Genomic DNA, 14,343 nt, shown 5'->3' with positions numbered 1-14,343 from the left:
ATGTTTTAATTATTGCGTGAATATTCAACTAAATAAGCAGGGCGAGTCTGTTGTAAATCATCAAGACCCTGCTGAAACACTCGCCGTGCCGTTGTTCTCATTGGCTCTGTAGAACACCGCTGAGGCTCTTTCGAGGAATACCCATGCAAAGCACTTCTTCCCTGGCCAGTCTGTCGTTGCTCGACATGCTGGCTGGCATCAAGGCCGCCGAATTTACGGCACTGGACGTGATCAACGCCTGTTTTGACCAGATCGAACAGCGTGAGCCTGAGGTTCAGGCCTGGCAGGTGCGACTGACTCGTGAACAGTACCTGCAGCAATACGAAGCCAATCAGGCGTTCTATGAAGCCAGCCTGTTGCAGGGTTTGCCGCTGGGTGTGAAGGACATTATTGATACCGCCGAGATGCCAACCGAAATGGGTTCGGCAATTCATATTGGTCGCCAGCCAGTCGATGATGCGACCTGCGTGGCACTGCTGAAGCAGGCGGGTGCGATTGTGCTGGGTAAAACCGTGACCACCGAATTCGCCTATTTCAAACCGGGCGCGACCCGCAACCCGGCCGATCTGACTCGTACTCCGGGCGGCTCTTCCAGTGGTTCTGCGGCCGCTGTGGCGGACAACATGGTGCCAATGGCACTGGGTTCCCAGACGGCAGCTTCGGTGATTCGTCCGGCGGCCTATTGTGGTTCGGTGGGTTATGTTGGCAGTCGCGGTGAATATTCCCTCCGTGGTGGCCAGCCACTGGCACAGTCACTGGATTCACTGGGTTTGTTCAGTCGTGATGCCGCCGACCTGTTGTTGCTGCGCAGTGTGCTGCTGCGACTGCCTGAGAACACCGAAACAATCGCTGCGGTGAAACCGGAAAAAGTACTGGTTTGCCCGGGTAGCTGGCTCGGTGAGGTATCGGAAGATATGACGGCGGCGTTGGAAAAAACCGCTGACGCCCTGCAGCAGGCGGGCGTGTCTGTGGCACTGCTTGATGCCGAACTGGCTGCTGAAATCGGTACTCTGGTTGAACATCACGCGACGATTATGGCATGGGAAGTGTGCCGCAACCTGGCGGTGGAATCCTTCTCGCCAGAACTGCTGAGCCCACAAATGAAAGATCTGATCGACAAGGGCCTGGCGATGCCGCGGGCAAGCTATCTGAACTCATTACAGCAGGTGGCTGTGGTTGGTCAGAAGCTGGCAGCACAATACCCGGATGTGGATGCGATTCTGACTCCGGCGGCGCCGGCGATTGCACCATTGGCAGAAACCGGTACCGGCTCTCCCCACATGAGTCGCGCCTGGCAGGCAATGGGTCTGCCAACCGTTACCCTGACTGGCATTAACGACCTGACAGGCGTTCCACTGGGCTTGCAGCTGGTTGGCAAGGTACGTCAAGACGATGCGGTGCTGGCTAACGCTGCCTGGGTTAATCAGCTCACTCTGGGTTGATGGTGGGTTGATGGTGGGCTGACCCTTCTTCATTCGCCCATCAGATCATTGCGCATCCTGCGATGCGCAATGATCCATTTATGGCCAGGTGCAGATATGGTCAAACGGCTTGCGCACCCAGCCTTCAGGATTGAATTCCAATCGTTGCTGCAATTCCAGATTGCCCAGAAATACCTCGTCGTGCGACACCACAATCAAACAGCCGGGATACTGCCGCAGCAGGGTTTCGAGTGCAGTAATCGATGGCAGATCCAGATGGTTGGTCGGCTCATCCAACAGCAACAAGGGTGCGGGTTGATCGCTGTAAAGCACGCAGGCCAGCGCAGCTTTCAAACGCTCGCCGCCACTCAACAGGCCAGTTGGCAGCAGGATGTGGTCGGCATCCAGCCCCAGTTGTGCCAGACGCATTCGTAATTCACTCTCTGACCGGGTTCGATTCACCGTTTGCAACTGTTCCAAGGTACCGAGCTTTGGGTTCAACAGTGACAGATGCTGATCAATCAGCTGTGAATGCACCCGCACGTCACAATGGCCTGCCGTGGCAGGCAAGCGGCCATGTATCAACTTCAACAGCGTCGACTTACCACAGCCATTCGGCCCGGTGATTGCCAGTCGTTGCTGGCCATAGAGTCGCAGACTCAGTGGCGTATTGGTTGCCGAGTTTGGCAATACAACATCCGTTAGTTCGGCAATCAGGCGCTGGGAGTTGGTTGCCAGCTGCAGTGGGTGCAGATGAATCGCCTGTTCTGCGGCGACTTTGTCGGCTGCCTGTTTCACTTGCTGGTCGAGTTGCTGCTGGCGAGCTTGCAGTTGTTGTTGCAGGGCGGCGCTGGATAATTCGCTGCGCTGTTGCTGACGGTCGAGCAGAATTTTGCTCTGGTTGCTGGTCTTGTGCTGTTTTGCTCCTTGAGACGCGCGTTTTTGCTGGCGTTGTAGTTGCTGATGAGCAGCATCCTGTTGGCGCTTGCGAGCGGTTTTGCAGTGCTGCAACTGCGCCATGGCCAGCTGTTGCTGATCCGCTTTGGCTTGCTGATAGAAGCTGAAGTTACCGCCGTAGCGGGTTAATCCGGTTGGTGAAAGTTCAACGATACACTCCATGGCGTTCAGTAGCTGACGGTCATGGCTGACAACAATCAGGCCGCCTGGCCAGTCCTTTAATTGCTGCAGTAAGGCTTGCCGGTGCTGGTAATCCAGATGGTTGCCGGGTTCGTCCAGAATCAGCCAGTCGGGGTTGGACAGGCGGGCTCCAATCAGTGCAATCTGCATGGCCTCGCCGCCGCTGAGTGTTCTGGCAGGCGTAGCCGGTTGCAAATGGCTGAGCCCGTATTGTTCCAGTTGCTGCTGCAAGCGGGTGGGTAGATCCCATTGATCGGCGAGGATCTCAAAATCCTGTTCGGCGCTGCTGCCTGCTTCAATCCGTTGCAGTGCTGCCAGTTGCTGCTCAACACCCGCCAGACTGGCGAGGGTTTCATGGGGCTCAAAGCAGACTTGTTGAGCCAGATAATGGATGTAGCCAGCGCTGCTGCAGTGACCAGATGTCGGTTGTTGCAACCCGGCCATGATGCGGGCGAGTGTGCTTTTGCCGCAGCCATTACGGCCGATCAAACCGGTTTTACGCTGATCGAAGTGGTGGTCAAGGTGGTTGAAAACGGCGCGGCCGTTGGCCAGCAAACAAGAAACGCTGTACAGCGTGATGCCAGTATTTGTCATATAGAATACCTGTTAATGCCATGAACTCCCCGCTGGGGCTGGTGGAGACAGGCCGTTGTAATAACGGCGGCATTAATGATTCATCTGACGAATACCTGACCTTGAATTGATTGGGTTGAGGGCTGAATAGCAGGCCCGGAAGGCTCCACAATCCCAGCCTCAAGAGGCCGGTGCAGTACCGATTGTGACTGGTTTCCGGCAGTAGTGCTGCATGGCTGTTAGAGTAGTTTTTTTGTTTTCAGGTGGCAAGGAGGCCGTTATGTCTCGCTCTGTTTTTGCGGTGCGCTCGCTGGCCGTTTCTGATCAGGACTGGCTGGCCAGCAGCTGTCGTTCTCCTGATCTTGCTGATCGTCTGGCCATTCCTGTTACGCGCCATGGTTTGAAGCCGGGACAGCTGCAATGGCAGATTTTTGGCCATATGCCGGGCTGGGTCGATGCTCTGATGCGGTTGCGTAATCGGCTGGTTGCCGTATTCGGTTTTGCGTCGGGTGATGTACGCCCGGCGCGTCACTGCGGGGATGACCCAAAATGTCTGCAAGCGGGTGAACAAGCTGGGTTTCTGACCGTACTGGTGTCTACCGATGAGGTCTGTATCAGTCACGCAGAGGATCGCCATATGTCGTTCTGGCTGGCGGTCAGCAAGGAGGCGGGACAGGCTGTAGTGGCGACCCGTGTGCAAAGCAAGACCCGTCTCGGGCGGCTGTATCTGGAGTTGATTCGACCGTTTCACTGGTTGATTGCGAGGGCGGTAATCAGCTCGGCCGCCAAAGCCGGGCGTATCTGACGCCGTGATTCAAAGTCAGGCTGGCAATGGCTTGCCAGCCTGTTGTTCTGTGGATTGCTGGTGGTGATGCCAGGCCGTTATTGGCACAGCAGGATCTGCTTCTGACGGTTTTTTCCGGAGCTGACGGTTGCATAGGCTTGCTGTGCATTTGCCAGGTTCCAGCTGTGATGGCTTTGTGGTTGCAGGGCACCACTGTCGAAGCCGTAGCGCAGTTCATCAAGAATGGCGGCGATGTCTGTCCCCGTGAGTTTCATGGTATCCACACCAATCAGCTGCAGTTGCTGATGGTAGAAATCCAGCAGGTTAAAGCTGACCTGCGCGGTGCCGGTGCTGGTAATGGCAAGCTGGCGACCACCGCGACGTAAACATTTCAGCACGGTTTCAAAGCTGTTGCCGCCGACGGCGTCGAGTGCGATGTCTGCTCCAAGGCCATCGGTTGCCGCTTTGACACCGGCGACGACATCCTGCTCACGGGCGTTGATGTAGACATCTGCCGCACAGGGCTGGTCGCTGCGACCGATACCAATCACCCGGGCGCCTTTCCAGTGGGCCAGCTGTATTGCCGCGCGGCCAACCGCGCCAGTACAACCGTTGACCAGCAGGGTCTCATCGGCTTGTAACTGGCCAGCCAGCATCAGGGTTGCCCAGGCGGTGACGTAGGGAACGCCAACCGTTGCGGCTTCGGCCATGGTCAGTTTGGCCGGTTTTTCAGACAGCCAGCTGGCGGGCATGGTGATGTATTCACGCTGGGCTCCATCGCTGCTGATGCCAAAACCGGCTCCGCTGCCCCATACCTGCTTGCCATACCAGGGGCCTGCGGATTCTACCGTGCCGGCAAAATCACGCCCCGGTGTCATTGGCAGCCTGGCTGAAAACAGTCCGGCGACGTTTTTGACATCACTGGGGTTGATGGCAGCTGCGGCGATTTTAATCAGTACTTCTCCCGTTGCCGGAACGGGCTTTGCGGTCTCTTCGATGTGCAGGACGTCGGCCTGGCCGTATTCACTGAAACGCAGGGTTTTCATAGCAAATCTCCTGATCAGGAGCTGCCGTAGCGGCAATCAGCGAACGGCCTGGTTGCGCCTCCGGCAGCGTTAGGGCAGTGCTTTGGCTCAGAGGAAGAAACCTTCCGGTGCGCCGTCGCGTTTCATATAACCGTTGTGGGATTTCTCCAGCCGGATTTTCTGCAGCATGGTGTAGGCATTATTTTTGGTCATAACGTCGGCACCATTGAGACGCTCCTGCCACAGCTGGCCGTTGGAGGTTTTCACTTCCAGCATTTTTTGGGTGACGTAGTTGGTCAGTGCAGCGAAGAAGTTCTCTTCTGCTGCCCGGAAGGCGGCGCGGTATGGACCTTCACCCATGTCCTTGACGAAGTGTTCCAGCTCGACAGTGTGCAGTGCTTCGTAGGAGAAGCGGATAATGTCGTCGGTATATTCCTTCGCGGTCAGTACGTCTTCTCGGGTGCCATAACGGGATACGTGGCCACAGATAATAAAATCGAAGTCATATTCCAGAATCTGGTCATGGGCTTCGATCCAGCCGCTGATATTTTCGGAAGAGTCGCAGTCTTTGAAGGCCACCCAGCCCGGCGCAAGAATATCGATGGCGACCAGCACTTTCTGTTCCGGGGCGTAGATAAAGATATTGCCTTCACTGTGGTTTTGACCCTTGTAGGACAGTTCCAGCTTGAAGCCGTTAACTTCCAGCGTCATGTCTTTGGAGAAGGTTACCGTTGGTACAGGACGGTCCGGGTCCGGGAAGCGTTGCAACAATTCACGGGTTTTTTCATGCGCTACCCGGATGATGTCAGGACCGAACATGGATGCCGCGCCAATATGGTCAGCATGCCAGTGGCTGTAGATCATGTGGGTGACCGGCTCATCAGTGACTTCGGCAATTGCATCGAGCAGACGTTCGCCCAGTGATGGTGGAGCATCAACGACAATCACGCCGTTCCCTGTGCTGACGAACATACAGTCATACCAGCCAGCCGATACCCAGTACACACCACCGCGCAGTTCTTCTACGTGGTAGCCTTTTGCCAGCCGGTCGGGCAGGAACAATGAGCCATGAGACTCTTCCGGTGGTACCGCATAATCTTCAATTTTGACATAGGGCATACCAGCCTGGCCGAGATGGTCGACGTACCACGAAGGAATACAGTCGCAAATACCATCCTTGTGGCCTTCGCCAGCATGGTGGCCGTGGCCCTGATGTTGATGTGAATCAGACATAATTATTCCTCTTTATTTGCGGCGTTTGGCCGCGGTGAACCAGTCCGGCGATATCGATAGCCAGACGCAGTTACAGGTATATTCGGGTGGGCGCTGAGCGGGAGCGCCCTGTCGCTCAGGGGAATCGCCAAAGCCGCTGCTCAGGCGATCAATACGTTATTGAGTGTGTCGTCGTGGGCCGTTGAGAGCAGTGCGGATCAGTGTGCTGTCTGGCCACCATCGGCAATGTGTACCTGACCCGTGGTAAAACTGGCCAGTGGTGAACACAGGAACAGTACAGTGCCCGCGATTTCCTCGGGCTCAGAGGCCCGCCGCATCGGGCTGTTGGCGAACAGGTTGGCGCGGAATTCTTCATCGTCGAGCCAGCGTTCAATCATGGGGGTGCGTACAATCCCTGGTGCCACAGCATTAACACGAATGCCCTGGGTGGCGTAATCGAGCGCCGCTGCGCGGGTAATGCCGACGACGCCGTGTTTGGCGGCGACGTAGGCGGCCATGCCGGGATCGGCTACTACACCAGCCACAGAAGCGGTATTGACGATGGCTCCGCCACCGCTTTTCAGCATCTGCTGGATTTCATATTTCATGCACAGGAAGACGCCTTTCAGGTCCACTCCCAGTACGCGATCAAAGTCGTGCTCTTCAATTTCGGCCAGTGCAACCGTCGGTGGCAAAATGCCGGAGTTGTTAAAGGCACAATCCAGTCGGCCGAAGGTTGCCACGGTGGTTTCTACCATCGCCTCGACCGAAGCGGCGCTGGATACATCGGTCTTGATAAAAATGGCTTCGCCACCGAATTCCCGGATTTCTTCAACGGTTTGCAGAGCGGCGTCGCTGATGTCGCCGATCGCTACCTTCGCTCCTTGTCTGGCGAATGCAAGCGCGGTAGCGCGACCAATGCCGGTGCTGCCACCCGTAACCAGAACCACCTTGCCGGTATAGTCCAGAAGCTGTGCTGTCATGATGTGTAACCTCCGTGCGGTTTCCAGGGCGCTGCCTTGTTGCAACGCATGGGGCTATTTAATCTATTGCAAAAAAGAAGATAAACGCCAAGGATGTAAACAAATTGTTTACTAATATCGAACTGTTATGGCCTTTAATGTATTGATGGGAATGCAGGTCTTCGCCAAAGTCGTGGAGCTGAAAAGCTTTGCCAAAGCGGCAGACAAGCTGGATATGTCACGGGGTATGGCGTCACGTTACGTCGGCCAGGTGGAAGAACATCTGGGTGTACGGCTGATCAACCGGACCACCCGTCATCTGTCGTTAACAGAGGCAGGAATCGCGTATTACGAGAAGGCGGTGCAAATACTGGCGCTGGTTTCCGAGACTGAAAACATGGCCGCCAGTGATGTGGCCGCGCCCCGTGGCACGTTGCGAATCACCAGTTCCCAGGCCTTTGGTGGCAGCCTGTTGGGGGAGGTGATGAGCGCTTATCTGAAACAAAATCCGGAGGTGAAAATCCGTAGTTTCCTGTGTGAGCGCATGGTGGATCTGGTTGATGAGGGCTACGACCTTGCCTTGCGGGTTGCCGACTCGCTGCCGCCCGGGTTGATTGCCCGACCCTTTACCACCATTCGTATGGTGGTGTGTGCGGCACCGGAATATTTGCAACGTCATGGTACGCCGACCCATCCGAGCGAACTGGCGAGTCATAACAGTCTCAATTTTGCAGATTCTGAAATCGACAAGGAATGGACGTTCAAACGTAACGGCGAATCCCTGGGCATCAAACTGCAGGGGAATTTTTTTGCCAACAACGGCAATATTCTCTGCAATGCCGCAGTTGATGGTCTGGGAATTATTTACCAGCCAACATTTCTGGTGCATGAACACCTGCGCAGTGGACGCCTGGTGCGGCTGTTTGCAGACTGGCAAACCGATGAAATGAAAGCCTATATCGTTTATCCCAATCGCAAGTTTCTGTTGCCGAAAGTACGGACCTTTATCGACTTCATCGTCGATTATTTTGATCCGGTGCCATTCTGGGATGAGGGCATCATTAGTCCTGCAGGGCAGGAGTGATGCGATTGTCGCGCCTGTCGCACTCACTGGCGCCAAGCGCAGTCTGTGAGGAGCCTGCGCCGGATAGGCTAACGATGCTCTTATCCGGGTGTTACTACTTTGGAAGGCCTGCTTCTGTGCTGATGCAGCATGGTGTCTGGCGCTGGTTGTTTCTAGTCTTGGCTGATTGCTTTCAGGAGCGTCGGCCATGAATAACGACCATCTCGGCGTCATTGCGCTGTTGCGCAGTAACCGGTTGCAACCGGCCTGGCTGCTGTTGGCTGGTCTGTGTTTGCTGACGACGCTGTTGGCAAGCAAGTTTCCGGAGCAGGACTGGATCTCAACGGCGGGCGACCGTCTGAATGTCAGTCAGCAGGATGCCGATATATTTCGCCTGGTGCAGCAATCCAGAGTCGCGGCGGACACTTCCATCTCTGAACATTATTTCACCGATTTGCAGAGCCAGATCAATGGCTGGCTGGACTTGAGTGACAGCGCTGCAGGCTATGAAATGCGTTCACTGGTGTACGAGGCTCCGCATCTCTATCTGATCGCGCGCTGGCAGGATGGCCAGCGTGTGTTTCCCGATCAGTCCTCCATGCAGACCTTCGCCGAGTCGACCTTGCTGACCGAAGCCTTGCCAGCGATGAAGGTGTTGGTTGGGCAGTTACAAGAACAGAATGGTCGTTCGTCGCCAGTGATGTCACTGCCAATTTTTCTCAGTACCGGACTGGCTGATATTTCCTGCTGGCAGCAAGGTGTGGCAGGGGTGCGTAATACCCTCTGCGTGGCAATCGATGCTGGTCATCAGGCTGCGAAGCCCATCGATGAGGCGATGTCCTGGCACTGGTTTGCCCGGGGGATAGCGGCTGCGCTGCTGTTCGGCTGCTTCAGCTGGCTGTCGGTTGCCTTGTGCAAATGCAGGTGTGATCGTGCGACTCAAACCGTTCTGGAGCAGGAGCAAAAGTCCTGTTGGCGGCGCGAGCTGATGCATGATCTGCGCTTATCGCTGGCTAATTTGCTTTTGTATAGCAGTCTGGCCTGCCGGCGTCAGGCGGACTCTCAATCTGACTGGCAACTGGTCAACAAGGAAAGCCAGCGGATGAAACGACTGGTAGAGGAGCTGGATGCTGGTTTGGCGGATGATAATGCCAGGTTGGCTGACATTGGTGTTGAGACTGGTGCGAATACTGACGGCTCGCAATGGCTGTCGCCGCAGCAACAAATCAAAGCCATGCTGGTAAGCTGCGGGCCCCGTTTGCAGCAGGCTGGCGTAGACGTTCATTGCGATTTACAAGGTGATGACCGCTTGTTTTACCCGCCGGAATCGCTTAACCGAATCCTTCATAACCTGCTGGACAATTGTGCTCGTCATGCCCCCGGCAGCCGTGTGTCCGTGAGTTGTCAGGCCCTGCAAGATCAAACGCTGGAAATTCAGCTGCTATGTGATTTTGCAGATGGCTCTCTTGCCGGGCAGAGGCCGGATCAGACAACGGAATTCCTGAATAACTTGCCGCCGTGGCTGCAGTCCTGGCTGGCCTGTCGTGTGGGCAGTTATTACGGCACCGGATTGCGCTCTGCCCGCAGGCTGGCACAGCAACAGGGTTGGGGCTGGGCGTGCAAGCTGGACGCAAGCGGGTTTTCAGCCAGCCTGACGTTACCTCTTGATGGGCGTTGTGACGCCCCGATAACAGGCTTCCTGCGTGTATAAATTGCTGCTGGTGGAAGATGACCCCTGGCTGCGGGAGGGATTGTTACAGTTGCTGGGTGACGAAGGTTATCACTGCCGTGGCTTTGCTTCAGTGGAAGCCGCCGGGCAGGAGTTGCAGGGGGACAATCCACGGTTTGTTCCGGATTTGTGTGTACTGGACCGCAACCTGCCGGGAGCCAGTGGCGATGATCTCTGCCGTCGCTTGCGGCGCTATCAGCCGCTGCTACCGATTTTGATGTTATCGGCCCGCGCCAGTAGTCGTGATCGTGTTGCCGGTCTGAAAGCCGGGGCTGACGATTATCTCTGTAAACCTTTTGATGTCGACGAACTGCTGGCCCGGCTGGCTGCCATGCGACGGCGTTTGCCATGGCAACAGAGTGCCGGTGATCCAGTCACTGACGGCTTTCTGATGGGTTCGGTCAGGGTTGATCCACAAACCATGATATTAAGCAGGCCGGACGGTTGTCAGACACAACTGCAACTGCGACAGCTACGGCTGCTACAGTTGCTGTATCAGCGACGCGGCAAGGTAGTGAGTCGGGATGAGCTGTATAACCATGGCTGGGGCCGTGATCACCTGCCCAATTCACGGGCGCTGGACCAGTATATGGTTGGGCTGCGGGCCTTGTTGCAGAGCGACCATTCTGAATCGCTGATCGAAAGCGTACGAGGACTCGGTTATCGCTATTGTCCAGCGGTTCCGGCCAATGCGTAAACAGGCTGCCGTCTGGCTGGACTGGTCAAAAACGATCTGACACAGATCTGACACTTGCCATTGAATAACGCAATACAGTCGGTATTTCGATCTCACCGACGAGGTGCCGACTATGTTTGCCGTTATGTTTGCCATGCCTATCCCTTCCTATGCCACTGCTTGCCGCCTCAGACAGTATTCTGTGGTGATCATTCTGCTGTCCTGTCTGAGTTGGGCTGGTACCGCTGCTGCATCCGGTTCAGCCGCTGCAAACAAGGCTGCTGATGAAGATCAGCAAACCAGTGACCTCAGTTATGAGTCGTATGTGTTGTCTGACAAGCGTTTCAAATGTCTGTACGGCTATGCGGCCGAAAAGACTGGCGATCATGAGGCGGCGATGGCGATTTTTAACGACTGTATCAAGCGCTGGAATGATGTCTATTCGATGATCTGGCTGGCACAAATGTATGAAGCGGGTGTCAGTGTGCCGCAGGATCTCCAGCGTTCGACTGAGTTGATGAAACGTGGTGCCATGGTTGATGAACCAGACAGTTACGCCACGTTGGCTCGTTTTCATTATGGTGTGGCGTTATTCGAGGGGCGCGGTGTTGCAGTCAATGAAGCGGAGGCTCGGCACTGGTTACAACGGGCCGCGGACGAAGGGCTGGAAGATGCCCGAGAGTATCTGGCCAGTCATCCAATGTGACTGGCCAGGTTGCTGTGCCGGATAGACAAGCACTCGTTCGAGGCTGGAATCAGGCCCGGCGGGCGCGAATCGGTTTGCCTTTAATGCGGCCATCCTTGATATGCGCCATCGCTGCCCGGTAGGCACTGCGTTTGACGGCGACATAGCTGACCATATCCAGTACGTCGATTTTACCGACTTCAGAGCCGGCAATGCCGTGTTCACCGGTGAGTGCGCCAAGGACGTCACCGGGGCGGATTTTCTGTTTGCGGCCCGCACTGATGCAAATGGTCACCCAGTCGGTTTCGACGGCTTCCGGTGTCGCACTGCTGAGTTCTTCCAGCGCCATGCGCGGGATTTCACGCTGTTGCTGTTCTTCGATGGCAAGACGTTTGTAGTCTTCCTTGTCGGTCAGCAGGCTCAGTGCGATGCCTTCCTTGCCAGCCCGGCCAGTACGGCCGATGCGGTGGGTGTAGACTTCGTTGTCGCGCGGCAGCTCAATGTTGATGACCGCCGGCAGGTCGTCAACGTCGAGACCCCGGGCAGCAACGTCGGTGGCAACCAGGAAGTGAATCGAGCCTTGTTTGAACACGCTCAACACCTGATCACGTTCCTTTTGTTCCATGTCGCCGTGCAGGGCGCGGGCGTCAAAACCGAACTGACCCAGGTAGTCGGCGACTTCTTCGGTTGCCTGACGGGTGTTACAGAACAGCACCGCCTGCTGGAAATCGAACTGTGCCAGAATCCGTTGCAAGGCCTGCAAACGGTTGGATTTGTCGCACATCACAAAGCGCTGGTCGATGCTGTTGCCGGTATGTACTGATTCCACCCGAATAAATTCCGGCTGCTGCTGATAGCGTTTGCTGAGCTGCTGGATGTTGTCCGGGTAGGTGGCCGAGAACAACAGCGTCTGACGCTGTTCCGGAGTGTGGCCAATGATGAAGTCGATGTCGTCGGCAAACCCCATGTCGAGCATGCGGTCGGCTTCGTCCAGCACCAGGGTTTCAACCTGATCCAGTACCAGTGTACCTTTGCGCAGGTGGTCACGAATCCGCCCCGGGGTGCCAATCACCACGTGGGCACCGTGTTCCAGTGAGCCGATTTGAGGGCCGATGGCGACGCCGCCACTGAGCACCACCATCTTGATGTTGGGCTGGTATTTCGCCAGTTTGCGCAGCTCGTTGGCGACCTGTGTGGCCAGTTCGCGAGTCGGGCAGAGTACCAGCCCCTGGACGCCAAAAAAGCGGTTGTTGAGTTTGTTCAGCAGTGGAATACCAAAGCTGGCGGTTTTGCCGGAGCCGGTTTTGGCCTGGCCCAGCAGATCCTTGCCAGCCAGTGCCAGCGGCAACGCCAGCTCCTGAATACGGGTCAGACGGGTGTAACCGAGCTGGCTGAGGTTATCAATCTGGGCGGCAGGCAGCGCCAGTGTGGAGAACTGGTTGTCGCTGGGGTCAACGACTGGCTGGGCGTTGTATTTCGGATATTCCGCTGGCTGCTGGTCCGGTGCTGGTCGGGCGGCAGGCCTGCGTGCCGGTTTGGCGCTCGGGCGGCTGGCTCGAACCGGTTGTTCGTCAGCAAAACGGCTGTTGTCCGATGGTTTGCGGGCGGCCGGGCGGTTGCTGCCACCTCTGCGGTCAGCAGGTTTCGGATGGCTGTTTTTGCCTTTGCTTGCGCTGTTTTTGCCCGCGTTGTTTTTGCCGGAGCCCCAGGGGTTGGTCATGGAATAGCCTGTTAGCCCTTCCGGCGCAGAAATACGCCAGTTTCAATGTGGTGGGTATAAGGGAACTGGTCGAACAGCGCCAGTCGTACAATCTCGTGAGTCTGGGTCAATGCCTGCAGGTTGGCGTGCAGGGTTTCCGGGTTGCAGGAGATGTAAATAATGTTGTCGTAGCCTTGCACCTGCTTGACGGATTCGTCATCCAGTCCGGCCCGTGGCGGATCAACCAGTACGGTGCGGAAATCATAGCTGCTCAGATCGACGTCCTTGAGCCGTGAAAATTCCGCTTCGCCGCGCAGCGCCTGGACGAATTCCTCACTCGACAGCCGGGCGATGATGAGGTTGTCGAGCTGGTTGTCAGCGATGTTAACCTGGGCTGCGTTGACGGAGGTCTTGGAAATTTCAGTCGCCAGTACCCGTTCAAAGCAGTTCGCCAATGCCACCGAAAAGTTGCCGTTACCGCAGTAAAGCTCCAGCAGATCGCCGCCGATGCCCTGGCTGCAACTGCGCGCCCAGCTCAGCATGTTCTGGTTCATTGCGCCGTTGGGCTGGGTGAAGCCACCTTCGATCTGGCGGTAGGAATACTGCTGGCCATCGACGTTCAGCACTTCGGTGACATAGTCGCGTTCCAGCACCACTTTCTGTTTGCGGGAACGGCCAATAATGGCAACGCCGAGACGGGCCATCAGAGCGCGGGCCTCGGTCTGCCAGTCGTCTTCCAGGCGCTTGTGATAAACCAGTGTAATCAGTGCATCGCCGCTGAGGGTGGTGAGGAATTCGACCTGGAACAGCTTGCGACGTAGCAGCTCGTTGCCGTGCAATTCGGCTAACAGCCGCTTCATTAACTCGTTGATCAGGGTTGAGGCGATTGGGAAGTCGAGGACTTCCAACGGCTTTTTGCGATCTGCCGGATCAAACATGGCGTAGAAACAGCGGTCGCCACTGTGCCACAGGCGAAACTCGGCCCGCAGTCGAAAATGCGTTGACGCACTGGCAAAGCGTTCCAGCGCTGGTGGGCTAAACTCAGACATCAGTTCTGTCAGAGATTGGCACTTTTGTTCCAGCAGCTCCGGGTAGCGATCCGGCTCGACACCGGCTTGGTACAGATCTGACATAAAAGCGGGTAAGCTCACGTTGATGCAGCCTGTCGGCGGCTGGGCGAATTGATTCAATCGCCAGCAAGCCAGGGCAGGGCGCAATTGAAAACGGGGGGCGAATTATACGGAGCTGTCTCAGTTCCTCAAGGGTAGCTGGCGTTAATCCGGTTTGCATCTGCGAATCAAATGTGGCGACATAAAAAAGACAAACGCTTTCACAATAAAAACAACAAAGACAATTAGCCTATGGCAATCGCAGGAG

At 56.2% G+C, this 14,343-nt stretch carries 12 protein-coding genes; 6 read left to right on the top strand and 6 right to left on the bottom strand.

Annotated features, from left to right (window positions below; all coding sequences use genetic code 11):
* Positions 1-143: 143 nt before the first annotated feature.
* Complete coding sequence (locus tag K6123_RS12340) at positions 144-1,442, top strand: amidase (RefSeq protein WP_221798147.1); 1,299 nt, start codon at positions 144-146, stop codon at positions 1,440-1,442.
* A gap of 78 nt (positions 1,443-1,520) precedes the next feature.
* On the opposite strand, the gene K6123_RS12335 is transcribed toward K6123_RS12340, so the two are convergent.
* A complete protein-coding gene (locus K6123_RS12335; RefSeq protein ID WP_221798145.1) occupies positions 1,521-3,152 on the bottom strand; it encodes an ABC-F family ATP-binding cassette domain-containing protein in 1,632 nt (543 codons plus the stop codon).
* A 259-nt stretch (positions 3,153-3,411) separates the two neighbouring features.
* On the opposite strand from K6123_RS12335, the gene K6123_RS12330 reads away from it, so the two are divergent.
* Positions 3,412-3,936: a DUF2867 domain-containing protein gene (locus K6123_RS12330; protein WP_221798143.1), complete on the top strand. Its 525-nt coding sequence runs from the start codon at positions 3,412-3,414 to the stop codon at positions 3,934-3,936.
* Between the two features lie 77 nt (positions 3,937-4,013).
* Here the strand turns inward: K6123_RS12330 and K6123_RS12325 are convergent, their stop codons facing one another.
* The 3 genes from K6123_RS12325 to K6123_RS12315 all read right to left on the bottom strand — a co-directional run bounded on the left by K6123_RS12325 (position 4,014) and on the right by K6123_RS12315 (position 7,135).
* The gene (locus K6123_RS12325) at positions 4,014-4,961 is read right to left on the bottom strand and encodes a quinone oxidoreductase family protein (protein ID WP_221798141.1); all 948 of its coding nucleotides are present in this window, start codon (positions 4,959-4,961) and stop codon (positions 4,014-4,016) included.
* An 87-nt stretch (positions 4,962-5,048) separates the two neighbouring features.
* Positions 5,049-6,173, bottom strand: coding sequence for an MBL fold metallo-hydrolase (locus K6123_RS12320; protein ID WP_221798140.1), 1,125 nt, complete (start codon positions 6,171-6,173; stop codon positions 5,049-5,051).
* 197 nt (positions 6,174-6,370) lie between these two features.
* Entirely contained in the window at positions 6,371-7,135 is a 765-nt protein-coding gene (locus tag K6123_RS12315; RefSeq protein WP_221798138.1) for a glucose 1-dehydrogenase, read from the bottom strand.
* 127 nt (positions 7,136-7,262) lie between these two features.
* Between K6123_RS12315 and K6123_RS12310 the strand changes: the two genes are divergently transcribed.
* From K6123_RS12310 to K6123_RS12295, 4 genes are all read left to right on the top strand, one after another.
* Positions 7,263-8,198: a LysR family transcriptional regulator gene (locus tag K6123_RS12310; RefSeq protein WP_221798135.1), complete on the top strand. Its 936-nt coding sequence runs from the start codon at positions 7,263-7,265 to the stop codon at positions 8,196-8,198.
* A gap of 187 nt (positions 8,199-8,385) precedes the next feature.
* Positions 8,386-9,888, top strand: a complete 1,503-nt coding sequence (locus K6123_RS12305) for a histidine kinase (RefSeq protein ID WP_221798133.1) — start codon at positions 8,386-8,388, stop codon at positions 9,886-9,888.
* On the top strand, positions 9,881-10,603 hold the full coding sequence (locus K6123_RS12300) for a response regulator transcription factor (RefSeq protein WP_221798131.1): 723 nt from the start codon (positions 9,881-9,883) through the stop codon (positions 10,601-10,603). The genes K6123_RS12305 and K6123_RS12300 overlap by 8 nt, the downstream gene beginning before the upstream one ends.
* A gap of 112 nt (positions 10,604-10,715) precedes the next feature.
* Positions 10,716-11,288 carry a tetratricopeptide repeat protein gene (locus K6123_RS12295; RefSeq protein WP_221798129.1) on the top strand — a complete coding sequence of 191 codons (573 nt, stop codon included), beginning with the start codon at positions 10,716-10,718 and terminating at the stop codon, positions 11,286-11,288.
* 49 nt (positions 11,289-11,337) lie between these two features.
* On the opposite strand, the gene dbpA is transcribed toward K6123_RS12295, so the two are convergent.
* Both dbpA and trmA read right to left on the bottom strand, forming a co-directional pair.
* Positions 11,338-12,987 (bottom strand): ATP-dependent RNA helicase DbpA, encoded by a 1,650-nt coding sequence (gene dbpA, locus K6123_RS12290; protein WP_221798127.1) that lies wholly within the window; start codon positions 12,985-12,987, stop codon positions 11,338-11,340.
* Positions 12,988-12,998: 11 nt separating this feature from the next.
* Positions 12,999-14,099 carry a tRNA (uridine(54)-C5)-methyltransferase TrmA gene (gene trmA, locus K6123_RS12285; protein ID WP_221798125.1) on the bottom strand — a complete coding sequence of 367 codons (1,101 nt, stop codon included), beginning with the start codon at positions 14,097-14,099 and terminating at the stop codon, positions 12,999-13,001.
* Positions 14,100-14,343 lie beyond the last annotated feature (244 nt).

The organism is Oceanobacter mangrovi (assembly GCF_019740315.1).
GTDB classification, from domain to species: Bacteria; Pseudomonadota; Gammaproteobacteria; order Pseudomonadales; family Oceanobacteraceae; genus Oceanobacter; species Oceanobacter mangrovi.
This window is presented reverse-complemented; position numbering and strand designations above follow the sequence as displayed.